Origin of the sequence: Actinomyces sp. S6-Spd3, from assembly GCF_000758755.1 — a bacterium.
Lineage (GTDB): Bacteria > Actinomycetota > Actinomycetes > Actinomycetales > Actinomycetaceae > Pauljensenia.
The window spans coordinates 40,620-66,054 of record NZ_JRMV01000279.1 but is presented as its reverse complement, the minus strand read 5'-3'; the positions used below and the strand labels follow the sequence as shown (position 1 = coordinate 66,054).

At 57.4% G+C, this 25,435-nt stretch carries 23 protein-coding genes and 1 tRNA gene; 17 read left to right on the top strand and 7 right to left on the bottom strand.

Features of this window, described 5'->3' with window-relative positions:
• Positions 1 to 197 precede the first annotated feature (197 nt).
• The 5 genes from rplJ (at position 198) to groL (ending at position 4,255) form a co-directional block, all read left to right on the top strand.
• Positions 198 to 719 carry a 50S ribosomal protein L10 gene (rplJ, locus tag HMPREF1627_RS06610; protein ID WP_034502250.1) on the top strand — a complete coding sequence of 174 codons (522 nt, stop codon included), beginning with the start codon at positions 198 to 200 and terminating at the stop codon, positions 717 to 719.
• An 86-nt stretch (positions 720 to 805) separates the two neighbouring features.
• Positions 806 to 1,189, top strand: coding sequence for a 50S ribosomal protein L7/L12 (gene rplL / locus HMPREF1627_RS06605; protein WP_019126974.1), 384 nt, complete (start codon positions 806 to 808; stop codon positions 1,187 to 1,189).
• A gap of 281 nt (positions 1,190 to 1,470) precedes the next feature.
• A complete protein-coding gene (locus tag HMPREF1627_RS06600; protein WP_034502425.1) occupies positions 1,471 to 2,265 on the top strand; it encodes a MerR family transcriptional regulator in 795 nt (264 codons plus the stop codon).
• An 86-nt stretch (positions 2,266 to 2,351) separates the two neighbouring features.
• Positions 2,352 to 2,423 (top strand) — tRNA-Asn (locus HMPREF1627_RS06595).
• 206 nt (positions 2,424 to 2,629) lie between these two features.
• Positions 2,630 to 4,255 (top strand): chaperonin GroEL, encoded by a 1,626-nt coding sequence (gene groL, locus HMPREF1627_RS06590; protein ID WP_034502247.1) that lies wholly within the window; start codon positions 2,630 to 2,632, stop codon positions 4,253 to 4,255.
• Positions 4,256 to 4,335: 80 nt separating this feature from the next.
• On the opposite strand, the gene HMPREF1627_RS06585 is transcribed toward groL, so the two are convergent.
• The 4 genes from HMPREF1627_RS06585 to HMPREF1627_RS06570 all read right to left on the bottom strand — a co-directional run bounded on the left by HMPREF1627_RS06585 (position 4,336) and on the right by HMPREF1627_RS06570 (position 8,443).
• The gene (locus HMPREF1627_RS06585) at positions 4,336 to 4,626 is read right to left on the bottom strand and encodes a WXG100 family type VII secretion target (RefSeq protein ID WP_034502245.1); all 291 of its coding nucleotides are present in this window, start codon (positions 4,624 to 4,626) and stop codon (positions 4,336 to 4,338) included.
• Positions 4,627 to 4,796: 170 nt separating this feature from the next.
• Positions 4,797 to 6,086 (bottom strand): hypothetical protein, encoded by a 1,290-nt coding sequence (locus HMPREF1627_RS06580; protein WP_034502243.1) that lies wholly within the window; start codon positions 6,084 to 6,086, stop codon positions 4,797 to 4,799.
• A 134-nt stretch (positions 6,087 to 6,220) separates the two neighbouring features.
• On the bottom strand, positions 6,221 to 7,720 hold the full coding sequence (locus HMPREF1627_RS06575; RefSeq protein WP_034502240.1) for a sensor histidine kinase: 1,500 nt from the start codon (positions 7,718 to 7,720) through the stop codon (positions 6,221 to 6,223).
• A gap of 3 nt (positions 7,721 to 7,723) precedes the next feature.
• Entirely contained in the window at positions 7,724 to 8,443 is a 720-nt protein-coding gene (locus HMPREF1627_RS06570; RefSeq protein WP_034502238.1) for a response regulator transcription factor, read from the bottom strand.
• 98 nt (positions 8,444 to 8,541) lie between these two features.
• Between HMPREF1627_RS06570 and HMPREF1627_RS06565 the strand changes: the two genes are divergently transcribed.
• Genes HMPREF1627_RS06565 through HMPREF1627_RS06540 form a run of 6 tightly spaced genes read left to right on the top strand, consistent with a single transcriptional unit; the run spans position 8,542 to position 14,818 of the window.
• A complete protein-coding gene (locus HMPREF1627_RS06565; protein WP_034502236.1) occupies positions 8,542 to 9,051 on the top strand; it encodes a PH domain-containing protein in 510 nt (169 codons plus the stop codon).
• A 2-nt stretch (positions 9,052 to 9,053) separates the two neighbouring features.
• Positions 9,054 to 10,799, top strand: a complete 1,746-nt coding sequence (locus tag HMPREF1627_RS06560) for a PH domain-containing protein (protein WP_034502423.1) — start codon at positions 9,054 to 9,056, stop codon at positions 10,797 to 10,799.
• An 8-nt stretch (positions 10,800 to 10,807) separates the two neighbouring features.
• The gene (locus HMPREF1627_RS06555) at positions 10,808 to 11,734 is read left to right on the top strand and encodes a Rossmann-like and DUF2520 domain-containing protein (protein WP_034502234.1); all 927 of its coding nucleotides are present in this window, start codon (positions 10,808 to 10,810) and stop codon (positions 11,732 to 11,734) included.
• A 58-nt stretch (positions 11,735 to 11,792) separates the two neighbouring features.
• On the top strand, positions 11,793 to 12,728 hold the full coding sequence (panC, locus tag HMPREF1627_RS06550; RefSeq protein ID WP_034502232.1) for a pantoate--beta-alanine ligase: 936 nt from the start codon (positions 11,793 to 11,795) through the stop codon (positions 12,726 to 12,728).
• The gene (panD, locus tag HMPREF1627_RS06545; RefSeq protein ID WP_034502230.1) at positions 12,725 to 13,159 is read left to right on the top strand and encodes an aspartate 1-decarboxylase; all 435 of its coding nucleotides are present in this window, start codon (positions 12,725 to 12,727) and stop codon (positions 13,157 to 13,159) included. The genes panC and panD overlap by 4 nt, the downstream gene beginning before the upstream one ends.
• Positions 13,160 to 13,219: 60 nt before the next feature.
• Positions 13,220 to 14,818: a lysine--tRNA ligase gene (locus tag HMPREF1627_RS06540; RefSeq protein WP_034502228.1), complete on the top strand. Its 1,599-nt coding sequence runs from the start codon at positions 13,220 to 13,222 to the stop codon at positions 14,816 to 14,818.
• Positions 14,819 to 14,909: 91 nt separating this feature from the next.
• On the opposite strand, the gene HMPREF1627_RS06535 is transcribed toward HMPREF1627_RS06540, so the two are convergent.
• Entirely contained in the window at positions 14,910 to 15,836 is a 927-nt protein-coding gene (locus HMPREF1627_RS06535; protein ID WP_034502421.1) for a sugar-binding transcriptional regulator, read from the bottom strand.
• 341 nt (positions 15,837 to 16,177) lie between these two features.
• Here HMPREF1627_RS06535 and glpK point away from each other — a divergent pair, with 341 nt between their 5' ends.
• Together glpK and HMPREF1627_RS06525 are read left to right on the top strand one after the other, a co-directional pair.
• Positions 16,178 to 17,692, top strand: coding sequence for a glycerol kinase GlpK (gene glpK / locus HMPREF1627_RS06530; protein ID WP_034502225.1), 1,515 nt, complete (start codon positions 16,178 to 16,180; stop codon positions 17,690 to 17,692).
• A 59-nt stretch (positions 17,693 to 17,751) separates the two neighbouring features.
• Entirely contained in the window at positions 17,752 to 18,324 is a 573-nt protein-coding gene (locus HMPREF1627_RS06525; protein ID WP_034502223.1) for an NYN domain-containing protein, read from the top strand.
• 53 nt (positions 18,325 to 18,377) lie between these two features.
• Here the strand turns inward: HMPREF1627_RS06525 and HMPREF1627_RS06520 are convergent, their stop codons facing one another.
• Positions 18,378 to 19,094: a PspA/IM30 family protein gene (locus HMPREF1627_RS06520; protein ID WP_034502222.1), complete on the bottom strand. Its 717-nt coding sequence runs from the start codon at positions 19,092 to 19,094 to the stop codon at positions 18,378 to 18,380.
• A 51-nt stretch (positions 19,095 to 19,145) separates the two neighbouring features.
• Positions 19,146 to 21,113, bottom strand: a complete 1,968-nt coding sequence (locus tag HMPREF1627_RS06515) for a TPM domain-containing protein (RefSeq protein WP_234305275.1) — start codon at positions 21,111 to 21,113, stop codon at positions 19,146 to 19,148.
• A 169-nt stretch (positions 21,114 to 21,282) separates the two neighbouring features.
• On the opposite strand from HMPREF1627_RS06515, the gene HMPREF1627_RS06510 reads away from it, so the two are divergent.
• From HMPREF1627_RS06510 to HMPREF1627_RS06495, 4 genes are all read left to right on the top strand, one after another.
• A complete protein-coding gene (locus tag HMPREF1627_RS06510) occupies positions 21,283 to 21,657 on the top strand; it encodes a cold-shock protein (RefSeq protein WP_034502221.1) in 375 nt (124 codons plus the stop codon).
• Complete coding sequence (locus HMPREF1627_RS06505) at positions 21,650 to 22,411, top strand: DUF3027 domain-containing protein (protein WP_034502220.1); 762 nt, start codon at positions 21,650 to 21,652, stop codon at positions 22,409 to 22,411. Before HMPREF1627_RS06510 ends, HMPREF1627_RS06505 begins: the two co-directional genes overlap by 8 nt.
• Positions 22,412 to 22,528: 117 nt before the next feature.
• Positions 22,529 to 23,974 (top strand): NCS2 family permease, encoded by a 1,446-nt coding sequence (locus tag HMPREF1627_RS06500; RefSeq protein WP_034502217.1) that lies wholly within the window; start codon positions 22,529 to 22,531, stop codon positions 23,972 to 23,974.
• A gap of 126 nt (positions 23,975 to 24,100) precedes the next feature.
• Entirely contained in the window at positions 24,101 to 25,384 is a 1,284-nt protein-coding gene (locus HMPREF1627_RS06495; protein WP_034502214.1) for an MFS transporter, read from the top strand.
• Positions 25,385 to 25,435: the final 51 nt, after the last annotated feature.

Below are 25,435 nucleotides of genomic sequence, written 5' to 3'. Positions count from 1 at the left end.
GGTGGATTCATGCGTGCGGGCGTGTTAGTCTATTCGTTGCCGAAGACCGTCGGTCATCCACCTCGGTGGATTCCAAGTGCGAAAGCATCCGACGCAGGTGAGTGACTTCTTTCGAAGTGGGTTTTATTGAGCCCGGCCGCTTTCCTGCGTGCCGGGCTTTTTTGTGCGTCCGGCGGCGAAGTTTTGAAAGGAGGACCATGGCGAAGTCCGACAAGGTAGCAGCAGTTGCTGAGCTCGTGGAGCGTTTCCGCGGAGCTGACGCTGTCCTGCTGACCGAGTACCGCGGCCTGACCGTTGGCCAGCTCAAGCAGCTGCGTCGCGGCCTGGGCGAGAATGCGACCTACGCCGTGGCAAAGAATACGCTGGCGATCCTGGCGGCTCGCGAAGTTGGTCTCGATTTCCTCGAGGCCGACCTGAAGGGCCCGACCGCTATCGCTTTCGTCACCGGTGAGCCCGTTGAGGCTGCCAAGACGCTGCGTGATTTTGCCAAGGAGAATCCTCAGCTGGTACTGAAGTCCGGTGCTATGGAGGGTGCACAGCTCTCCGCTGAGGCAGTCAAGAAGCTTGCCGATCTCGAGTCTCGCGAGGTCCTGCTGGCCAAGGCCGCAGGCGCCCTCAAGGCGAAGATCTCTCAGGCGGCATACGCCTTCAACGCGCTCCCGTCCAAGACGGTGCGCACCATCGATGCTCTGCGTGAAAAGCAGGGCGAAGCGGCCTGACGTGACAGGCCCGCAAAGGCAACCGCCTTTGCGATCACATCCACAATCTGCTCACGTAGCAGGCCAAAATCGAAAGGATGCCAATCATGGCTAAGCTCTCCAACGACGAGCTCATCGAAGCTTTCAAGGAAATGTCCCTCATCGAGCTCTCCGACTTCGTGAAGCTCTTCGAAGAGACCTTCGACGTCACCGCTGCTGCTCCCGCAGCCGTTGCCGTTGCTGCTCCCGCCGCAGGCGATGCCCCCGCAGCTGAAGAGAAGGACGAGTTCGAGGTTGTCCTCGAGTCCGCAGGCGACAAGAAGATCGCCGTCGTCAAGGCCGTCAAGGCTCTGACCGGCCTGGGCCTCAAGGAAGCCAAGGACCTGGTTGACGGCGCCCCCTCGACCATCTTCGAGAACGCCAAGAAGGAAGACGCCGAGAAGGCTAAGGCTGAGATCGAAGAGGCCGGCGGCAAGGTCACCCTTAAGTGACTTTCCCCGTCTGATTCATTCAGACTTTCGCCCGTCATGGGCTGTGAAACCCCGTTCTGCTACGGCAGGGCGGGGTTTCCGCTTTGCACGCGACGGTTTGTCCAAGCATCAACCTCGGCCGGGTGCGCCGGCCCGCCCGCTCGCCTTCCGCGCTGCGAGCTTTCGCTCGGCGCGTCGGTTCGAAGCCCGGCCAGGCCCTGCCGCCGCCCGCGGCCACGCAAGTGAGCCACGTGCGCACTCGACTTGAGCATGACGTGACGTGAGACTTCACAATGATTGACATGAGTAACGACGGCACTCTTTACACTGTCGGCGAGGTAGCTGAGCGCTTTTCGGTGACTGTGCGAACGCTTCACCACTGGGAGGCACAGGGGCTCCTCGCGCCTGTCGAACGGAGCTGGTCAAACTACCGGCTCTACTCGGTCGAGGACTGTGCTCGGGTCCAAAGGATCATCATCTATCGAGCGACGGGAATGAAACTGATGGATATCAAGGAGCTCCTTGAATCCGATGACTCTGCGATTGTGCACCTCAAACGTCAGCGAGAGAGCCTTATTGCCCATCGCCACCAGACGGACAAGATGATTGCAGCAATCGATACCTTATTGGAGGATGCAATGAACGAAAATTCTCTCAGCGTGGAAGAAGTTGGGGCAATCCTTGGGGATGCTGACTTTGCCGCGCATCAGGAGGAAGCTGAACAACTCTACGGTGACAGTGACGACTGGCAGGAATCTCAGCGCCGCACTGCGTCGTGGAGTGCGGCGGACTGGCAGGGAAACGCTGACCGTTTTCAGCAGGTCGAAAAGGATATGATCGCAGCCATTCGCAAGGGTGTTGCCCCCGATAGTGAGGAGGCGGCAGCTCTTGTCGCCTTGCATCGGGAATTACTCAGTGAGTTTTTCCCGGTGACTCCTGCGAAGCACTATGTGATTTCTCGTTCCTACATTCACGATGAGCGTTTCCGCTCGCACTACGACTCGCAGCTCGATGGTTTTGCGTGGTGGCTCGCGTCTGCAATCGAGTGTGCTGCTCGCGATAGCGGTGTGGATACCGACAATCCTGATTGGGTGTGATTGGTATGTGAGGCAGGCCATGAGTGAATGCCCTTTTCGGATTTGCTCTTGGCACACTTCATCGGTACTATTTCTTTTTGTCGCTTTCCCGCGTAGCTCAACGGCAGAGCATCCGACTGTTAATCGGACGGTTACTGGTTCGAATCCAGTCGCGGGAGCTTCTCCCCGGTACTTGGTACCGGGGTTTTTCTTTATCAGTGAACTCATGTCGCCCGTCTTGCACTCTGAGGCTGAGAGTGCCAGACTTGGACTTAGCACTCGGGAGTGCCGAGTGATAAGCACTAAGGCCGGTGAGGCTCTGGAGGAACCTGAGTCGTCCGTCGCGGGCATCGGTCCAATCCGCATCGCGGAAGGATAGAAGAACATGACAAAGCTCATTCACTTCGATGAGGAGGCACGCCGCGGCATGGAGCGCGGTCTGAACCTCCTCGCCGACACCGTTAAGGTCACCCTGGGCCCCAAGGGCCGCAACGTCGTTCTCGACAAGAAGTGGGGCGCCCCCATCATCACCAAGGATGGCGTTTCCGTTGCTAAGGAAATCGACCTCGAAGATCCCTTCGAGCGCATCGGCGCCGAGCTGGTGAAGGAAGTTGCGAAGAAGACTGATGACGTCGCAGGTGACGGCACCACTACCGCAACCGTCCTCGCTCAGGCTCTGGTTCGCGAAGGCCTGCGTAACGTTGCAGCCGGTTCGAACCCCATCGCCCTCAAGCGCGGCATTGACGCAGCTGTCGAGGCCATCGTTGCCCAGCTGCACAAGGATTCCAAGCCCGTCGAGACCACCGAGCAGATCGCAGCAACCGCATCGATCTCCGCAAACGATCCCGAAATCGGCAAGCTCATTGCTCAGGCATTCGAGAAGGTCGGCTCCGAAGGCGTCGTGACCGTTGAAGAGACCAACTCCTTCGACACCACCCTTGAGACCACCGAAGGTATGCGCTTCGAGCGCGGCTTCCTCTCCGCTTACTTCGTCAACGACGCAGAGCGCCAAGAGGCCGTCCTCGAGGATCCCTACGTCCTCCTGGTCGACACCAAGGTCACCAACGCCAAGGAACTGCTGCCCGTCCTCGAGAAGGTCATGCAGACCGGCAAGCCCCTCTTCATCATCGCTGAAGACGTCGAGGGCGAAGCACTGGCAACCCTGGTCGTCAACAACATTCGTGGCACCTTCAAGTCCGTCGCCATCAAGGCCCCCGGCTTCGGCGACCGTCGCAAGGCAATCCTCAAGGATGTTGCAATCCTGACCGCAGGTGAAGTTGTCTCCGAGACCGTTGGCCTCTCCCTTGAGAACGCCACCCTCGAAGACCTCGGCCGTGCACGCAAGGTCATCGTCTCCAAGGACGAAACCACCATCGTTGACGGACTCGGTGCAAAGGAAGACATCCAGGCTCGCATTCGCCAGCTGCGCAAGGAAATCGAAACCACCGATTCCGACTACGACCGCGAGAAGCTCCAGGAGCGCCTGGCAAAGCTCTCCGGTGGCGTTGCCGTCATCAAGTCCGGCGCCGCAACCGAGGTCGAGCTCAAGGAACGTAAGCACCGCATCGAAGATGCTATCCGTAACGCCCGCGCAGCCTCCGAAGAAGGCCTGGTCGCAGGTGGCGGTGTCGCACTGATCCAGGCTGCTTCCTCCGCTCTTGACTCGCTCAACTTCTCGGGCGACGAAGCAACCGGTGTCAACATCGTTCGCGAAGCAATCTCCGCACCTCTCAAGCAGATCGCAGAGAACGCCGGCCTCGAGGGTGGCGTTGTCGCCGACCGTGTTGCTCAGATGGAGCCCGGCTTCGGTCTGAACGCTGCAACCGGCGAGTACGGCGACCTCATGACCCAGGGCATCTCCGATCCGGTCAAGGTTACCCGCTCTGCTCTGCAGAACGCAGCCTCGATCGCCGGAATGTTCCTGACCACCGAAGCTGTTGTTGCCGACAAGCCTGAGCCTCCGGCGCCGGCTGCAGCACCTGCTGACGGCGGAATGGGCGGAATGTACTGATCCGCTAAGGATTCAGACACCATTTCTGGTTAAGTCCCGTTGGGGGGGGCGCGCCAAGCGGCGCGCCCCCCCAACGGCTTTTAATGCGCAAAGAGCCCCATACTTTGCGCTTCGGCATCTGCATAGACTTGTGCGGCGTGTGAAAGCGAGGTCGATATTTGATCCAAGGATGTTTCGACCTGTGCTTGGGTGGTTTGCCATGACGACACAGACTCCGAAAATTGCGCTGAGGCAGCTCCTTGCCACGAGTCTTTCAGGGCAAGGAGCTCATGCATCAAAGCAGAAACCTCCCCGCGAATGCTGTCGCAAGTTACCTGGATGCGAGAGGCGCAGGATGCGACCTGGCCAGAGTCAACCGAATAGACGGTCATAATTCCTCCTAGCGTGAGAAAAATGGTCCTCACAGCCTAGGAAAAATCAGTGTTCTGCCGCCGAGCGCGTACTGCAAACTGTGGATAAAAGGATTAACCCGCGCACTGTGGACAAATACAAGGATTCAGCGCCTTAAATCCGATTCACAAGACATGAAATAAGAAAATACTCAGGACAACGGCGGGGGTGCAGGAATATCAAGGTCCTCAATAGCGGATTCCAAAGACGAAGTATCGTCCTCGTCCGCTGCGTTCTTCGGAGCCATCTCAGAGCCCGTTGTTGAAGCGGCGGGAGCCAAAGTACGCTCGACTGTTGGAACCCCGGCAAGAGGCGTTGTGCTTGCTTCAGTAGCGTCATCTTGTGCGCTGTCGACGGCCGCGGCGCTGACGGTCGCATCGCCGGCAAGCGTAGTATCTGTCGGCGTCGCATCCACAGGGAGGCTACCTGTAGGAGCATCACTCAGCGAAGAAACACCACCAAGGTCACCGGTCGGCTGCACCTGAGGGGTTTCCTGCGAGGCGGCCTCGTCAGTGGAAAGATCCTCTGAGGTGAGCGCAATCTTTGACTCTGGTAACTCAACAACTGCGTAAGGCAAACTAGGAGCGGAAAGCCCCTCATCAACGCGGTCAAAAGGCTGAGTGTGGTTCTTGATATTGAGGTGGCGGCGCCTAATGATCATCGTCCCCGAGGCGGGAGTGTCAAGGGAAGTCTCCTGTGCGCCATCCTCGACGTCGAAGTCGTCGTCGCTATCGGTGATCTCACCGGCGGCCTCGGCGTCCTTCAGGAGGCGCGTCAGCTTCGTGCTTTCAGCCTCAAGATTGGCGCGCGCCGTTTCTTCCCAGCCGATGGCCAAAGGGGAGTGGAAAATTTGCTCGCGCTTCAAGATCTTTCGAATTGCTAACCGGCGTGCGCGGAAGAACTCAAGATCACACAAGTCTGTACATTCTTGGCGCAAGGCCTCACGGAAACGCTTGAAATCTTGCGGGCTTGCGGCAAGCATTCCCAAATCCGCATCGATGAGGACTTGAGCGTCCATATCGGAAGGATCCGCGCGATGAGTGAAGAGAGCCATCATGAGCTCTTGGATACGCGAGATCACATCCTCGCTCACTCCCAGAGTTTCCATGCGTGAACGTGCGTGATACAGCGACGCAAACTCTTGCTCGTCGCCCGTTTCGCCGCGGCGGAAGATGTCAAAACTACGATTGAGCACTGCACCCTGGTACCACAAAGCAACTCGAAGTACGTCGGGATCGTGCGCGGTTGAAGCGATCTCGTCAATACGCGACAGGGTCTTCAGCAGGTGACGGGTGTTGTGAAGAAAACGTCCGCGGGCATTCCACCGAGAAATCAAGTCACGCGCTTCTGCCTCAAGAACAGGAATCGGGGCGCTCGCCCCGATCTCTTGCATCGCGTCCACAAAGGAACTAAAAAGCCACTGAGGTGCATCGGCACCCATGAGCGTTCACTCCTAGTCTGACAATGTTACTTTGCCATGCTAGCCACTTTCGTGGCACTTGGCACGGCCGTGATCTTAACGCGAGAAAACTCGCAGAGGCAACACAGCGCCCGCCCGGATATCTCCCAGCGCGTTTATGCATCGGGCTGTGTGTTGATGCGGTCCTTGGACTGCACAATCGGCATGGTGATGCGGACGGTTAGCCCCCCGCCCGGCGTCTTGGCGAGTTCCGCGTGCCCGCCGTGGGCTGAGATGATCGACGAGACGATCGACAAACCAAGTCCCGAACCGCCGAGGGATCGCGCGCGTGAGTTCTCTGTGCGGTAGAAGCGCTGGAAGACTTTTTCGAAGTCTTCCTTAGCGATACCCGGACCGTGATCTCTGAACTCGATGAGAACGTTGGAGGGGCGCTGGGCGACGGCGATCTCAACCGGTGACGAACGAGGCGTGTAGCGCACGATGTTGCCGATGATGTTGGTCAGTACCTGCTGGAGTCGATCGCGATCGGCTTGAATCCACACGGATTGAGGGAGTTCTTGCGAATCAAAGCTCTCAATTTCAACCTGACGGGTTGGGTCAAGAGCCGACAGATCGAAACGAGCATTGCGCAGCATAGCGATAACGTCGACGTCAACGATTTCTAGCGGGCGTCCCTCGTCGAGGCGCGCCAGAGTCAAGAGGTCTTCAACCAAAGAACTCATGCGCGTTGATTCAGAGCGGATACGTCCCATGACTTCGCCTGTGCGTTCACTTGGGACTCCACCCATCGAGTACAGCTCGCAGTAGCCGGAGATTGCGGCAAGAGGAGTGCGCAATTCATGCGAGGCATCGGAGACGAAGCGTCGGATCTTCCGCTCCGATTCTTCGCGTGCGGCGAACGATTGCTCAAGCTGGGAGAGCATGGAGTTCAAGGACTTGGAGAGTGAGCCGACTTCTGTAGAAGGCGGCGCGAAAGGAACACGCTGGGTGAGGTCTCCCGCAGCGATCTCACCCGCTGTCGTCTCGATGCCACGCAGCGGAGAAAGCGCACGCCTCACGAGATAGGTTGCCAATCCTGTTCCGATAGCGATGATCGCAATTGCCGTTGTCGCAACGTATCCCGCCATGTTTTGGATGGTGAATTGGACGTCGTTGAGGGGCAGGGCGACGGTGAGGGTTCCCGATGGGGTGGTTTCACCCTTGCGCGTGATGGGGACAATGACGGCTCGCCACATCGAGCCTTTCTTCGTCGATTCGACGGTAATGGGGTCGGTCCATCCGCTAGCTGTATTCGCGCTTTCTCCGGGCTTGAGGAGCTCGGGGACTAGTGGCTTACCCGCGTGGTCGCGCGTCGAGGCCGACAGTAGGGTGACATCCTCTTCCGTGTCCCGGTGGATGTTCAGGTAGTAGAGAGTCGGAAGACTGGGCTCTTTCGCGAGTTCCTGCGGTGTTTCGATGACTTTCGAGGACAGCGATAGAACTGTCGACGAGAGTTCATCGTCAACCTGTGCAACCAAGTGACGTTGCAAAAGGCCGATCATGACCGTCGCAGAAAGGGAAAGACCAAGCGTCAAAAGAAGCGTGGTAAGCGCAACAATTCTGGCCGTCAACGAACGTGACGACCAGAATTTGTATACGACCCCGCGAGGATACATCTCTTAGTTTTCGTCTCGGAGGATGTATCCAACGCCTCGCTTGGTGTGAATCAGTTCGCCGCTTGCGCCTTCGACAGCAAGCTTGCGACGCAGGTAGGAAATGTAGGATTCGACGATCGCAACTTCGCCGTCCCAGTCGTATTCCCACACATGATCGAGGATCTGCATCTTGGAAACGACGCGTCCCTGATTGATCATCAGGTAGCGCAAAAGCTTGAACTCGGTGGGGGAGAGGTCGATCGGCACGCCAGCGCGGGTCACTTCGTGGGCGTCCTCGTCGATGACGAGATCTGCGACGCGGAGCTTGCCATCGTCGCCACTTTCGCCGAGCGTGCGGCGCAGAATTGCGCGGATGCGTGCAACAACTTCTTCGAGGCCGAAGGGCTTGGTGACGTAGTCGTCGCCGCCGACCGTGAGGCCCTGGATCTTGTCACGCATATCGTCGCGAGCGGTCAGGAACAAAACGGGGATGGTGATTCCGGCGTCGCGCAGGCGGCGGGTCACGGTGAAACCATCCATGTCGGGAAGCATGACGTCCAAGACGATCAGATCAGGGCGTTCTTCCTGTGCCTGGTGGTATGCCGAGGCACCGTCTTCTGCCGTGATGACATCGAATCCTGCGAATCGCAGTGATGAGGCCAGAAGATCTCGGATATTGGGTTCATCGTCAACGACGAGAAGTCGTGCTTCTCCATTGTTCTCAAATTCCGTCATAGTGAACATTTTGAGTGAATTTTCTGGACGAAACCTGAATGTCCACTGTGTGAAATTTTATTTGTGAGATTGTCGGAGATGACGGAGTCTGCCCGTATCATTTTTATATGAGCAAAAACTCCTCCCGTGCCCTCTTCGAACCGCAGGGCGTGATCTTCAATCCCGTCAAGCGTGCGCTGGCAACTGTTCGTCGGATTTCCCTGACAGTTTTCTTCCTCATCATTGCGGCCCCCATTGTCGTCATGACGCAGATCTTGGAGGAATTCCCACAGCCACTTCTTTATGCAGCACTTGTGTGTGTCGGCCTCCTCTGGCTCTATTTCCTATGGCTGATCGGACGCCAAGTTCGCAACCTCGCATGGGCACAGGGAGAGCATGACTTCCTCATCCGTCGAGGCGCGTTCTTCCGTTCAATGACGATTGTTCCCTACGGCCGCATCCAGTATGTCGATATCTCCGAGGGCCCGATTGCGCGTATGTTCGGAATTTCCTCGATCGTGATTCACACGGCATCGACCCAGACGTCAGCTCACCTCCACGGCATTCCCTCCGAACAAGCTGCCCAACTCCGCGACTACCTTGCGCAGCGCGGGAGCGCTGAGATGGCGGGGCTGTGATCATGAATTCTGCGCAGCGAACGTTTGCAGCAGACCAGGGAGTGGACCCCTCGCTGTGGAGACGTGTCCACATCATCACTCCTCTTCTCGAGGTGTGGCCGATCATTGTTGCCATCATTGCTTTCGCTACCGTGCGAAACCTCAATGAACTCCAAGAAGCGATGAACGCCGGGCTTGGAAACGCCATTATGGACAGGCTTTTCCTTGTCGCGCTGGTGTCTATTCTTGTCATCGCATTTCTTTTTCTCTACACCTTCCTTCAATGGCGAGTGACGGCCTACGCGCTCACTGATTCAGCTTTGTGGTTCCGCAAAGGCATCCTGAACCGGAATCAACGTCACGCGCGGCTTGACCGCATCCAAGCGGTGGACATTACCCAGCCGGTCCTTGCACGCCTTGTTGGATTGGGGAAACTCGACGTTGAGGTTGCTGGCGGCTCGGATTCAAATATCACTATCGGTTTCCTCAAGGTCTCTGAATTAGAAGCCTTGCGCGGTGAAATTCTTGCTCGCGCAGCAGGACTGAAGATGAGCGGACAGAGCCCAGCCCAGGCCTCGGCAATGGGAGGCCAAGGGTACGCGGCACCGTATGGAGCGCCCCAGGCTGCCTCCCCCTACGCTCCCACCCAGGCTCCCTACGGCAGCGCGCAGAGTACCCAGGCACCCTACAGCCCTGTTCCGCAAGGTCAATACCCGCAAGCTCCGGCAATGCCCGCACAACCGGGAGCGATGCCTCAGCCGGCAAACTTCAGCTATACGGGTGAGGTCTTTGCGCCATCCACAATCCCAGTTGCGCCCGAACGGGAACTGTACCAAGTGCCAATGGGGCGCCTTCTCGGCTCGCAGCTTCTTTCGATGAGCGCGCTCGTCTCTGTCTTGGCATTGATCGTGATCATTGTTATCGGCGCTGCAAGTATTCCCTATATCGGTTTGGCGGGAATCACCGCCTCTCTCGGTGGTGTGGCTATGGTGGGGCTCTCCGTTGCGAGCTTCCATTGGAATCGCTTTGCTTCCGAGGCCAACTTCCGCCTTGCGATTTCCCCGGACGGCCTGCGCCTGCGTCGCGGGCTCCTGAGCACACGTTCTCAGACAATTCCCCCCAGGCGAATCCACGCGATTGAGATCCAGCAGCCATTCCTGTGGCGTTTCTTCGGGTGGTATCGCGTGCTGATCCTGCAGGCGGGCTACGGGGCAAAAGATACCGATCAAAATAAACAGCAGAGCTCTCATGTCCTCATCCCCGTGGGAACACGCCGGGACGTGAACTTTGCACTGTGGGCAGTCATCGAGGACCTCGGGGTCGATGACATCCAGACTTTCGTTGATGCTGCGCTCGCAGGAACAGGGGATGGCAACGGTTTTGTCCGAATGTCAGCTCGCGCCTTCATTCTGGATCCATTCCTCTTCAAACGTCGTGCCCGCGCAATTACTCGGACGACTTTCGTTGTCCGAGACGGGTGGCTTACGCGCAAGAGCTTCTGGGCACCTATCGCGCGTTTGCAGTCCGTCAGTGCGAAGGCAGGTCCGCTGGAACGCGCCCTGGGCGTTGCCACCCTTCACATGCATTTGGTTCCCGGTCCCTTCACCATGAAAGCGGAACATCAGGATGCCACGCAGGTAAGTGCGGACCTGGAAACCTTGCTCCACCTCGGGCATGTCACGCGAGCAAGCGAGCCTCCCGAAAAGTGGATGCTACGCATGGAGAATGGTGTGCGCTCAGGCTTTGAGACATCACCAGTGACACAGTAAGGTTCAACATGCGTGGCGGACGCCTAGACATTGGCATTATCGGCATGGGGCACGTCGGTCCGGTCCTTGGATCGGCCCTACGCGCAGTTGGACACAAACTCGTGGGAGTCAGCGCTTCCTCCGAAGAATCGAGAGAACGTGCCGACGCGCTCCTGCCGGGAATACCGGTCCTGCCCGTAGAAGAGATCGTTCGCAGCTGCGAATTGGTTCTCCTGACCGTACCCGACGATCAACTCGCGGGGTTGGTGTCCGGCCTCGGGGAACTCGGTGCATGGAAGGCTTCGCAGCTGGTCGTCCACACCTCAGGAGCGCACGGGATTGAAGTTCTTGCACCCGCAACCCGAGCGGGTGCGATTCCGCTGGCAATTCACCCCGCGATGACCTTTACGGGCACGTCGGTGGATATTCCTCGCCTGATCGGTACTCCTTTTGCTGTGACTGCTCCGGCCATCGCGCTTCCCATTGCGCAGGCGCTTGTTGTTGAGATGGGTGGAGAGCCCTTCGAGGTTTCCGAAGAAGACCGCGGCGTTTACCACGCTGCCTTGAACCACGGGGCAAATTTCCTTGCAGCAGTTGTTGCGCAGGCAAAGCAGGTTTTGACGACTGTCGGGATCGAAGATCCTGGGACCTTCCTGCGTCCTCTGTGCGAGGCCGCGCTTGATCGTGCGCTTCGAGCAGGAGAACGGGGAATTTCCGGACCGATTCCGCGAGGTGATGCGGGAACCATCCGCACTCACCTTCGAGTCCTTGAAGCCAAGGCTCTCGAAGAAGACCTTGAAGGAGAAGGCCAGTGGGGGCAGCGCCTGCGTGAAGTCAGCAAGACCTACGCTTCGATGACGCTCCACACCGTGGATCTTTTGGAGTTTGAGGGGCGTATCAGCGCCCCTGTTGCCCAAGAAATTCGCCAGGCCCTGCGTGCTATGGACGAAAAGTGACCTGTTAGACCCCAGTGAAAATGGCGCCTCGGGTACCTTTCGGTGAAAAATTATTTACATGAATCCAAAGCCTCAACTGACGCATACCCGTGAAGAACTAGCAGCGGCTCTTAGTGCCCTTGAAGGTAGCGTGGCGCTCGTCATGACTATGGGAGCGCTGCACCGAGGCCATTTGGAACTCGTTCGGCAAGCCCACGAACTAGCTGATCACGTCGTTGTCACGATCTTCGTCAACCCCACGCAGTTCGCGCCGGGAGAAGACTATGATGCCTATCCGCGCACTCTGGATGCGGATATGGAGGCCCTGTCGACAGTGGGTGCTGATGTCGTTTGGGCTCCCTCGAATGACGATGCTTATCCGGTTCCCGCAACGACCCGTATCGATGCTGGCCCTGTCGCTCACATCCTTGAAGGCGCAACGCGTCCGACGCACTTTGCGGGTGTCGCCTTGGTTGTCACGAAGGCCCTGAACCTGATCCGCCCAGAGGTCGCGCTTTTTGGTCAAAAGGATGCTCAGCAGCTTGCTGTGATCCGAACTTTTGTCCGCGATCTTGATATCCCCGTGCGCATTCAGGGCGTAGAGATTGTGCGCGATAGTGATGGTGTTGCTCTCTCTTCGCGTAACCAGTACCTCAGTGATGCTGAGCGTGAGCACGCGCGTGCTCTTTCCCGGGCGATTGACGAGGCCCGGGCTGCCGCTGCGCTCGGGGTGCCCGTCAGTGAAGTCTTGCGTGCTGCCCAGCAGGTTCTCGACGCTGAAGAAGGCGTTGAGCCTGACTATGTCGCAATTGTGGATGACGATGATTTCACCTTGCTTGCGGGAAGCGGGAGCGCAGCAGACCAGGTTAATCCCGAGCTTCGCGGGGCCTCCTTTGAACGATGGGCAGCGCAAGGAACAATGCGAGCCCGAATTCTTCTTGCTGCGCGAGTGGGGGCGACCCGTTTGATCGACAATGCGGATGTTATGGTCAGTGTTTCTGGAGACGCTCGATGAGCGAAATGACCCGAACCATGGTGATCGGGAAGATTCACCGTGCGCGAGTCACGGGTGCAGACCTGCATTACGTCGGCTCCATCACCATTGACGAGGATCTTCTCGACGCCGCCAACATTGTTCCGGGTCAGAAGGTGGATATCGCAGACGTGAATAATGGTTCGCGCCTGTCGACCTATACGATTGCCGGTGAGCGGGGGAGCGGTGTCATCCAGCTCAATGGTGCTGCTGCTCATCTAGTAAATCTTGACGATCTGGTCATCATCATGGCGTACGCACAGGTCCCCGAGTCGCAGGTGCGTTCGGTGGTTCCCAGCGTTGTTTTCGTCGATTCACACAATCGCATTATTGAAAAAGGGGCAGCTCTGGGGCATGTCCCAGAGTCCTCGTCTCAAGCCCAAAACTTAGGTTTGAAGAGCTCAGGCGTGTGAAATTGCTCAGCGCGGGCGCTGGAAGTTCGATATGTCTTCGGCTTTCGCTACGATGGGAACATGACTGATTCGCCTGTTGACGACACCCCAGAGCAAGTACAAGTTCGCGCGGCCAAGCGTGCACGCCTGATGGACGCGGGGATCCCCGCTTACCCGGTGCGCCTGCCCATTACAACGACCATTAAGCAGGTGCGCGAGAAGTACGCGCACCTCGAGGCCGGCGAAGAGACCGAGGACTATGTGGGCCTGGCAGGCCGCGTCATCCTTGCGCGCAACGGTGGCAAGCTCTGCTTCGCGACCCTCATGGACGGCGAAGGCAACAAGATTCAGGTCATGCTCTCCGCAGCTTCCGTTGGCGCCGAGTCCCTGGCCGCCTACAAGAACGACGTCGACCTGGGTGATCACCTCTTTGTCCACGGCCGCGTGATCTCCTCCAAGCGCGGCGAGTTGTCGATTTTCGCAACCCCGGCCGAGGTTACCCCCGAGTCCCAGGCTGCCTACGCCGCCGCCCCGACAGCCCTTCCCGCTCCCGACGCCTCGTGGGCGATCGCCTCGAAGGCGCTGCGCCCCCTGCCCAAGACCTGGACCACCGAAGACGGCGAAGAAATCACCCTGTCCGAGGACCAACGCATCCGTCGCCGTGAGCTCGACCTGATCACACGCCCCGCCGCGCGCGACATGATCCGTATCCGCGCGGCCGTCAACCGTTCGATCCGCGAGAACTTCTTCCGCCGCGACTACATCGAACTCGAAACCCCGATGTTGCAGATGATCCACGGCGGCGCCGCAGCTCGCCCCTTTATCACTCATATCAACGCGCTCGATACCGATCTCTACCTGCGCATCGCAACGGAGATCTACCTCAAGCGTGCGGTCGTCGGTGGCGTGGATCGCGTCTTCGAGATGAACCGCAACTTCCGCAACGAGGGCATGGACTCCTCGCACAGCCCCGAGTTCACCTCCCTGGAGGCATACGAGGCCTACTCGGATTACAACGGCATGGCCGAGTTGACGCGTAACCTGATTCAGCAGGCGGCTCGCGATGCTTTCGACCTATCTGAAGGTCAAGAGATCGTCACGCTGGCAGATGGCACCGAGTACGACCTCTCAGGTGAATGGGATCATATCGACCTGTACGGTTCCACCTCCGAGGCCTTGGGTGAAGAAATCACGGTGGAGACGCCGCGCGAGACCCTCGTCACGTACGCGGAGCGCATCGGCCTGGAGGTCGACGACTACGCCGTTAACGGCAAGATCGTTGAAGACATCTTCGAAGAACTAGTGGGCAACAAGCTGTGGCGTCCCACCTTCGTCTACGACTTCCCGGAGGACACCTCCCCGCTCACCCGTTACCACCGTTCGCGCCCCGGCCTGACCGAAAAGTGGGACCTGTACGTGCGCGGCTTCGAGACGGCGACCGCCTACTCCGAGCTTGCCGATCCGGTCGTTCAGCGTGAGCGCTTTGAGGCGCAGGCGCTTGCGGCCGCCAACGGCGACCCCGAGGCCATGGTCATGGACGAAGACTTCCTCATCGCCATGGAGCAGGGCTTCCCGCCGTGTGGTGGCATGGGCATGGGCATCGACCGTCTGCTCATGGTTCTCACCGGCCAGGGTATCCGTGAAACGATCCCCTTCCCGCTGGTCAAGCGCCTGGGCTGATCTTCAAACATTTCGCGACCGGTTTCGTCAATGACGAGGCCGGTCGCTGTTTATTTGCATACACGCGCGCTCCGTTGAAACGCATCGGAGCTTAGGCGTGCGTGCGGTGACGGATCAGGTCAAGAAGCTCGCGCGCAGCGCCGTCATCAAGCACAAGGTCGGTAATAACTCCCGCGCGTAGAGCTCCCAGAAGCGGGAGAGCCTTTGAAGCGCCCGCAACGACGGCAAGACGCCTCGGGATCTTCTTCAAGGTCTCGGGGAAAGGACCCGAAGCGCGACGGTTTAAGTCCATATCGGTTGAGCCGTCCTCGCGAATGAGGACCGTGCACACGTCGCCCACGACGCCGTCTTCTTGTGCCTGAGCGATTTCGTCAGCATCAAGGAATCCGCCGGAGTACACGCGGGAAGGAAGACGCGCGGAAAGAGAACCGACACCGAAGAGAGCGACATTTGCCGAATCGATCGTTGCAAGTACGGAGGTAATCGAGCGTTCTCTCCACAATGCTTCTTTAGTTTCTGGGAAATCAAAGAATGCAGGAACGGGGAAGTGAACCATGCGTGCGCCAAGTGCAGTCGCAGCGCGTGAAATAATTGCGTCGGCGTAGGGAAAGCCGGATTCTGTTGCTGTTGCTGCGCCGTTGAGCTGGACAACCGTAGACCCCGGAAGGTTGACTCGAGGTAGACACCGTGTGACCTCGGATGTCGTGTTACCCCAGGCGATTCCTAAAGTGTCACCGGGCTTTAAGAGATCAACTAGCCGTTCTGCAGCGACGCGAGCAACGTTGTGGAGGCGATTGACTTCGGTGTGAATATCGTGGACGGGAACAACCGAAGTGTGGACTCCGAAAATCTCGTTGATCTGCCCGGAAAGCGAACCCCGGTTCCCGGGAGTCGCGGCGACAGAAATACGGACCAAGCCCGAATTACGTGCGTAGGTCAGTAGACGGGAGACAGAGGAACGTGACACACCGAGGTGGCGGGCGATGGTTTCCATCGTCTGCCCCTGGAGGTAGTACATCGAGGCTGCTTCATGCGCCTGCTCGTCACGTATCGTCACATTTCCTAGTATGCCATGCACAAGCGTGCAGCGGGATACATTTGATGAGGCGCGTGTTTACGCCAAAAGCGAGCAAGTGAACCCAGTCAAATCAAGAATGGGAGATCCTCAGGCGTGAACAAATGTTCATCGAAATTATGGTGAGCGCGCAATGAATGAGATACTAGAAAGATTCCCGGATCGTGGTTCGTGGCGCTGTGTTCTTTTGTGTGAGTGCGCATCGTCATCCCTGCCGCAATCTACTTTCTCGCTTGCGCCCGAGTAGTGCACAACGACGTGACAGCAACTCTGAAAGGACATTCATGACTACCGAAAAATTTGTCATGGCGATCGACCAAGGAACAACCTCCACACGAGCGATCATCTTCAATCACTCCGGTGAAATTGTCTCCGTTGGGCAGAAGGAATTCACTCAGATTTTCCCCAATCCAGGATGGGTAGAGCACGACCCGATGGAAATTTGGGGTTCTGTGCGAACAGTTGTTGCCGAAGCCTTGCAAAAGGCAGAAATTAACCGTCACTCTCTTGCGGCTGTTGGAATTACAAACCAGCGAGAGACCACCGTGGTGTGGGATAAGAACACAGGAGAACCTGTCTACAACGCAATCGTCTGGCAAGACATGCGGACCTCCGAGATCGTAAAAGAACTCGAGGGGGAGGAAGGACCTGATCGCTTCCGTCAGATCTGTGGCCTCGGGCTCTCGCCCTATTTCTCAGGCTCAAAGATTAAGTGGATTCTCGACAACGTTGAGGGAGCGCGTCAGCGTGCCGAGGCCGGGGACCTCCTCTTCGGCAACACCGACTGCTGGGTTTTGTGGAATCTGACGGGCGGGGTCAATGGCGGTGTGCACTGCACCGATGTCACCAACGCCTCGCGCACGATGCTCATGGATATCCGTACGCTTCAGTGGCGTGAGGACGTATGCGAGATCTTCGGGATCCCCATGTCGATGCTCCCCGAAATCAAGTCGTCTTCTGAGATCTACGGTTATGGACGGAAAAATGGCTTGCTCATCGATACCCCGATCTCGGGCATCCTCGGTGATCAGCAAGCTGCAACTTTCGGCCAGGCATGCTTTGAAAAGGGTATGGCGAAGAACACCTACGGAACTGGCTGCTTCATGCTGATGAATACCGGTACCGAGCCGGTCTTTTCTGAAAACGGTCTGCTCACAACAGTCGCTTACAAGATCGGTGACCAGGATCCGGTCTACGCCCTTGAAGGCTCGATCGCCATCGCCGGTTCACTGACCCAATGGATGCGCGACAACCTGGGACTCATTGAAGAATCGAAGGATATTCAGGCACTTGCTCAGACCGTTGACGATAACGGGGGAGTCTACTTCGTTCCGGCATTCTCAGGACTCTTCGCACCCTACTGGCGTTCTGATGCACGCGGGGCAATTGTGGGACTGACTCGCTATGTCACCAAGGGACACATCGCCCGCGCCGTCGAAGAGTCGACGGCGTTCCAAAGCGCCGAAGTCCTCGACGCAATGAACGCGGATGCGGGAGTGCCACTCAAGGAACTTAAAGTTGACGGTGGAATGACGCATGACAACCTCGTCATGCAGTTCCAAGCCGACCTGTGTGGTGTAGACGTTGTTCGCCCGAAAGTCATTGAGACGACTGCACTGGGCGCGGCCTATGCGGCTGGAATTGCTGTTGGTTACTGGTCAGGAACCGAAGACATCGTGGCCAACTGGCAGGAAGGAAAACGCTGGACTCCCACGATGGATGCCGCCGAGCGTGATCGCACCTACCGTCTGTGGAAGAAGGCCGTGACCAGAACTTTTGATTGGGTCGAAGAAGACTAGGTGACGGGGCGCGCGTAAAAACACTCAACGGGATCCTAAGGGCAATATAGGATTGCTCTATGGATCCCGTTGACGTCGAAGAGACCTACCTCCTGATTGATGGCGAAAATATTGACGCCACCCTTGGCCTATCCGTTTTAGAACGCCGCCCCACTCCCGAAGAACGCCCCCGTTGGGATCGTATTCGCGAGGCGACTGAACAGCTCTGGAACCAGCACGTGCGCGGCCTGTTCTTCCTGAACGGGAGCTCCGGTTATTTGCCCATGGGCTTTATTCAAGCGCTACATGCGATGGGGTATCGTGCGCTGCCCTTGGCGGGTCCCGAGGATATGAAAGTCGTTGACGTTGGTATCCAACGCACTCTCGAGGCGATCGCCCACAAGGGCGTGGGGTCAGTCATTTTGGCCTCACACGATGCGGATTTCCTTCCCCAAATTCAAGAACTCCTTGAGAATGGGCATCGCGTCGGGATCATGTGCTTCAAGGAATTCCTTTCGAGCCAATTCCATGAACTTGAGGACATGGGACTCGAAATTATCGACCTCGAATACGACGCGCATGCCTTCCAAGTTCAGCTTCCGCGCATTCACATCATCGACATTGACGCCTTCGATCCCTTCGATTACATCTAAAACGCAAAAGTGTGGGCCCTGGAATCCAGGGCCCACACTTTTTATGTGATGAATCAGTTCTGCTGCTTCAGTGCTGCAAGACGAGCTTCAATCTCGACCTGCGAAGCATCGGTCTCGAGCTCGGCAAACTGAGCGTCCAGCGAAGATGCGGCGACCTCTGCCTTGCCCTGTGCGAGTGCCTCGGTGTGACGAACCTTGTCTTCGAAGCGAGAGAGTTCGGAGGAAGGATCGAGGATATTGATCGAGGAAACAGCATCGGTAACCTGTGCCTGAGCCTCGGCTGCCTTCTGGCGGGCAACAAGCTGATCGCGCTTGATCTTGAGCTCTCCGAGCTTGTCCTTCATCTGCGTCAGACCGGTCTTGAGCTTCTCGACAACTTCGCGCTGCGAGGCAATGATGGGCTCAGCGGTCTTTGCTTCGCCTTCGAACTGGATCTGCTTGCCGATGGCGACGCGTGCGAGGTCGTCCCACTTCTGTGCGCCAGCCTGATCACCGGCCGCGCGCAGTTCCTCAGCCTTCGCCGAGGCCGCGGCTGCCTTGCGTCCCCAGTCTGCGGCGACTGCGACGTCTTCTTCGTAATCCTTTTCAGCCAAGCGGAGGTTGCCGACGGTCTGTGCGACTGCGGTTTCTGCCTCTGCAATGGAGTTCGTGTAATCACGAATGAGCTGGTCGAGCATCTTCTGCGGGTCTTCAGCGCGGTCGAGGAGCGCGTTGATGTTGGCCTTGGCCAGCTGCGAGATGCGTCCGAGAATGGTCTGCTTTTCCGCCATTGTTTTCTCCTTGGGATGCGGGAAAGGGATGTTGGTTGAACTATACCTTAATTAGAACGAGTCGGTGTGACCTGATCCACTGGAGCCGCCAAAGCCTCCTGAGGATCCGCCAAAACCACCGAAACTGCCGCTATTGCTGGAGCCCCCGCCACCCCAACTTGATCCGCCCCAACCGCTATCCCAGGAACGACGGTGTGAGCCGCCCGAGGAAAGGATGCTGTCGAGAACCGACCAGACCAGGGCTCCGGTGAGGCCATCCGCAATACGGCTTCCGGATGACGGCTGGGGAGTGGTGAGCGGGGCTGTGATCGCTGCCTGTGCGTAGGTAATTGCTGTGCGTGCCTGGGTTGCAGCACTCTCGTCGTTGCCCTGGTTGTGGAATGAGTGGGCATTTTGGAGTGCGGAGCGCGCAAAAGAAAGCTGGGAACGCGCATCGAAACCGACCAAGGATCCGTGGCTTGTGATGTGCTGGTTCGCGCGCGCGACCTCTGAATCAGCCTGCGAAAGGAGCGCGTCGATTCCCGATTGAGCACGCTGGGCGCGCTCTTCAGCGCTGCGCAGGGGAGCCAAGGCCTCGTCAAGCGCAGCCTCCGCAAGACGCAAGGATTCCAGAGCAGCGAGGGGATCGCCCTGGCCGTTTTGGGCAGCGTGGCCGCCGCTAATGGCAGCCTGAGCTGAATCTACCAAGGGCTTGAAGGCGACTGGATCCGCCTTCAATCGGGTGACATCAGAAATATCGGAAGTGATCGAACCGATCGCAGCGGTCAGAAGCTCGGAAGAACGAGCAAGCTGGTCGGGTGCTTGGGTAATCGATTCAAGCTGGTGGCGAGCAAGAGCCAGAGCACGGCGTGCAACTTCTAAAGTCTCGTAGGCGTTTTGTCCGGACTGCTGAGCTGCGAGGGCTTCCTTTGCACTCGTCTCAGCTTGATCAAGGAGCGCGCGTGCTTGGTCAGGGCGACCGATTAAGGAAGCGATGGCCTCGGCAGAATACGCAAGCTTGAGGGTCTGCAGATCCATCTCAGCCTGCGAAATCTGATTGCGTGTCTGTGCGATCGAGTCGAGAAGATCGCTGACCTGCTCGCCGATATTTGCTTCCTTATTTCGGCGCTCAGTGAAGCTCTGTCTTTCTTGAACGAGCTGGTTCATCGCCGCGTTGAGGCGGTTGATGAAGTCATTCATTTCCTGGGTGGAAACAGGATTCGATCCGTCCTCATTTCCGCGTTGCAAGGCGAATCCTCGGCTCACAAGGGCTCGCGCGTTATCAATCGCACTGGAGAAGGAAGCAACGGCATCGGGGCCGAATTGAGCGCGAGCAAACTCGATCTCATCCTCGCTTGCGCGCACGACATCGTCGGCGTCAAGAAGCATTCGTGCAAGGTCCAGGGTCGACTGGACCCTTTGCTGTTCCTGCGTGCCGACAACGATCTTTCGGGTCTTGCGCTGCGAACGCGCGATGGCCGCGACGAGGATAATCGGGAGGAGAATCAAGAATAAGAGGAAGAGAAAAATAGAACCCAGCGGGAAGGCCGAACTATCGCTTGTGCTGGTAGACGAACGCGTAGCTGCACTTGTTGCCCTTGTCTTTGTTGTTGTCACTCCGCTGGACTGGGCGGTCTTCAAGCTCGAAGAGTAGGCCTGAATTGCCGAAACGACAGTGTCTGCATCAAGTGGATTTGCTTTCCCAAGTTCCGTCTTCGCGGCAGCGAAGGCGCTGACCACCGCGGAGTCAGCGATTCCCTTCTGATCGGTGTTTCCGCAGGTCGCGGCAACGCGCTGCTCTGTGGCGATGACAAGGACAAGAGAAGAATTCGACAAGCCGGATTTGGTTCCTGCGGCCTCGCACCACTTCACCGGTGCCTGATCCGAAAAGTCAGTAACCAAGACGACGTAGGCGTCGAGGCCACCTGACTTGAGCTTGCTGAGACTTTGGCTGGCAGACTGTGCCTGAGAATCAGACAGGAAAGAATGCGGGTCTGTGACAGTCGAGGTGATGGTCACGGGGGAATCGGCGTGCGCCATGCCAATTGGCATGCAAACGAACGCAATCGCGGCAAAGAGCGCAATACACCGGGAGCGAAAACCGTGGTAAAACATAGCCACTAGCTTACGACGATGCGGCGGCTGAGTGGAGAGCCATCTATGATGGTGGTTACGTCGTAAACCAAATGACAAAGGAAGGAGTGCGGAAATGCCCACTGGTAAGGTGAAGTTTTTTGATGCCGAGCGCGGTTTTGGCTTCATTACAGGAGAAGACGGTGAACAGGTTTTTCTGCACTCGTCGGCTCTTCCTGAAGGAGTGATTCCTCGTCCCGGGACTCGTGTCGAGTATGGAATCGCTGATGGACGTAAAGGTCCGCAGGCCCTATCTGTTCGGGTAATCGCTGCGCCGCACTCTGTTGCGCGTGCACAGCGTCGTAAGCCTGAAGCAATGGTTTCCGTCGTCGAAGACTTGATTAAGCTGCTTGATGCCTCCTCGGAGTCTTTGCGCCGCGGCCACTACCCGGAAAATGCCGCAAAGATCGCGAAGGTCATGCGAGCCGTTGCAGAGGATTTTGATGCCTGAAAAGAACACTTCCGCTCATAACCGCGTGGATGCTCAACTAGCCCAAGCGGTTGATTTCGCGCGCGAGAACGCCCTCGAAATAGCGGGAGAATCTTCGCTTGGCGAACATCTATCGTTTGAGATGAACGCAGAACGTCTGGGCACGCACTACTTTGCGTGCACGGACGCGGGTTATGTGGGGTGGCGCTGGGCCGTGACCGTGACGCGAGTTCCTCGTTCACGCAAGATCACCGTTTGCGAAGTTGATCTGGTTCCCGGTGAAGGATCGCTTTTGGCCCCCGAATGGGTTCCATGGGAAGAACGCCTCCAGCCCGGTGACGTGAGTCGCGATGATGTCTTGCCCTATCGCGATGATGACGATCGTTTGGAATCCGGTTTGGAAGACAGTGGTGAGTATCCGGATCTTCCCACCGATCGTGAACTCGGTTTAGGGCGTGTTCGCGTGCTTTCTGCAAAAGGACACGATCAGGCTGCCCAGCGCTGGTACGAATCAGAGCGAGGCCCCAAGCGTGGGCGTCGTCCGAAGCAGACCTGTTCGACCTGCGGCTTTTTGATGAAGATGGCCGGCTCGATGCGCTTGGCCTTCGGAGTATGTGCAAATGAATGGGCCCCGGATGATGGCTGCGTCGTCAGTTTGGATCACGCCTGCGGTGCGCACTCGGAAACAGATGTCCCCAATAACGGGACAGATTGGCCGGTTCGGCCCTCTCGCGTCAACGACTTCCTTGTCGAGTCTGAACGCATTGAGGCTTAAACAACCTGAACTGGTTCTAAACAAGAACTATAAGCAGGTCAGAGCCTCAAATCAAAACTGGTCTCGCCAGGTGAAGCATGCTTCACTTTGAGGGTTTTTTCAGCGAAAATTTGGGGAGTGAGCACACAAGAAAAAGCGCCCACGAGCGCGAAGCCACTAAATTCCCTTGACGCTTTCTTCCACATTTCCGAACGTGGATCCACTGTTGGCCGTGAAATTCGAGGTGGCGTGGTCACCTTCTTTGCAATGGCCTACATCCTTGTTGTTAACCCGTTGATTCTTTCTGCTGCCCTGCCCGAGGGTAGCTCCATCACTGCCCCTGGAATTGCTGCCGGCACCGCTTTGGTTGCCGGCATCATGACTATTCTCATGGGTGTGGTCGCAAACTACCCGCTGGCTCTGGCCGCGGGCATGGGCTTGAACGCCATCGTTGCTTTCACACTCGTTCTGGGAGCAAAACTGACCTTCCAAGAGGCCATGGGCCTGATCTTCTGGGAAGGCATTCTCATTACGGTCTTGGTTCTGACAGGATTCCGCGAGGCCGTTTTCCGCGCGGTTCCCTACCAGCTCAAGACCGCAATCTCCGTTGGTATCGGCCTCTTCGTGTCCTTGGTTGGTCTGATTAACGCGGGTATCATCCGCGCAGGTTCAACCCCGGTTCAGCTGGGTATCAAGGGCTCTCTGGACGGCTGGCCAACTCTGGTCTTCGTTTTCGGCTTGCTTGTCACCATCATCTTGTATGTCCGCAAGGTAAAGGGTGCAATGCTGATCGGCCTGCTCTCCTCGACCGTCTTGGCTGTGATCTTGCAGGCGATCCTTCACCTGCCCGCTAAGAGCGAGACAACTCCCACCGGCTGGGGACAAACTATTCCCTCCCTGAGTGGGTCTCCGATCTCAATTCCTTCCTTCAACTCCCTGTTCCAGATTGACTTCATCGGGGCTTTCAGCAAGCTCGGCGCCGTCTCGGTGGTCCTGCTGATCTTCTCCCTGATGCTCGCGGACTTCTTCGACACCATGGGAACCATGGTCGCCGTGGGTGCTGAAGGCGACCTCTTGGATAATGGCGGAAACCCCCCGCACTCCAGCCGCATCCTCCTCATCGACTCTCTGGCTGCTGCTGCCGGTGGTCTGGGTGGCGTTTCCTCAAACACTTCCTACATTGAGTCGACCTCAGGTGTGGGTGAAGGTGCGCGTACGGGTCTGGCCTCGGTTGTCACCGGTGTCCTCTTCCTGCTGTCGACCTTCCTTTCGCCGCTGGTTCAGCTTGTTCCGACCGAGGCTGCTTCGACCGCTTTGGTCTTCGTTGGCTTCTTGATGATGGCTCAGGTTCTGGAAGTCGATTGGAAGGATCCGGAGCTCGCAATTCCTGGATTCCTCACCATCGCCTTCATGCCTTTCGCCTACTCGATCTCGGCGGGTATCGGTGTTGGCTTCATTGCCTACACGATCATCCAGATTGCCGTTGGTAAGGCACGTAAGATCCACCCCTTGATGTGGCTGGCGTCGATCCTCTTCGTCATCTACTTCCTCTTGGGTCCGATCCAAGCGGCCCTGGGAGCCTGATCCTGATCCTTCCTCGCGTGGGGGTGAGATACGAGTGATCGTGTCTTGCCCCCACATGTTTATTCCAAGAGATTTCTCCCTTGTGGCGTATTCTCAAATGAAGACGAAACGAAAGTAGGGGAGTTCGTGTCAACGACGTTTCAATCCATGCAATACCGAAGCTTTCGGCATTGGTTCATTGCCAATGCTCTTGCGGCTTCGGCTCAGTGGATGCAACGCGTTGCCCAGGACTGGCTGGTTCTCACGGTCCTGACCGATAATTCTTCGTTTCAAGTCGGTATCGTTACGGCCTTGCAGTTTCTGCCGCTCTTACTCTTCAGCCCGTACGCGGGCGTTGTCGTTGATCGCGTGGACCGTAAGACAATCATCCAGATCACTCAGTGTTCTTTTGGTGTTTTCGGTCTTTTGCTGGGGGTCATGGTCTTCACGGGGCATGCGAGCTTATGGCTGGTCTACCTTCTTGCGTTTGGCGGGGGACTTGCGGCGGCTTTCGATTCACCGGCTCGCCAGGCTTTTGTTTCGGAGCTTGTCCCTGCAAGGTCGATCACCAACGCGGTCGCGCTGAACTCTGTTGCCTTTAACTTCGCTCGCCTGATTGGCCCGGCGATCTCAGGTTTGATGATTGATTGGGTTGGCGAGGCCTGGGTCTTTTTCGTGAACACCGGGATCTTCCTTGTTGCGGCGATGTTTACGACCTCGATCCGTCATCGCGATCTGGTTCCGCGTCGGCCGGTTCCTCGCAAGAAGGGACAGTTGCGTGAGGGCTTGGCCTATCTGCGAGGCCGCCCTGACCTTTTGTTGATCATCCTTGTCGTTGGCGTTGCCTCGGCTTTGACCCTCAATCAGCAATTGACGACCGCCGTCATGGCAACGAGCGTGTTCCATAAGGGTGCGGGACAATACGGCATTTTGGGAACGCTGATTGCGGTTGGTTCTTTGTCTGGCGCTCTCTTTGCTGCTAGGCGTAAGCTGCCTCGTTTGCGCTTGGTCATGGGATCGACGATCGCGCTCACTATTGTGTCGACGATTCTGGCATTTATGCCGACCTATGAAACTTACGCGCTGATGTGTATTCCGAACGGCTTCGCCATGATCACGATGCTGACCGCTGCGAATGCTACGGTCCAGACAACCACAGTTGAAGAGATGCGCGGACGTGTCTTGGCCCTCTACGGCATGGTTGTCATGGGGTCGACCCCCATCGGTTCGCCTTTCGTTGGATGGATTGGCGAAGTCATTGATGCTCGTGCTTCGATTTGGTTTGGTTCGGTTGTTACTTTGATTGTTGCTGTTATTGCGACGGCCTGGAGCATGAAGCGGTGGAATGTAAGCGTTCATCTTCATGCCAGTGCTCATCTCATTGAGATCGACAACCCACATGCACACCACGGTGAAGGCGAAGGGAATTGATAACACTCACCTGACCCAATTAGGGGTCTGAGTGGTACCTATGACACCCTC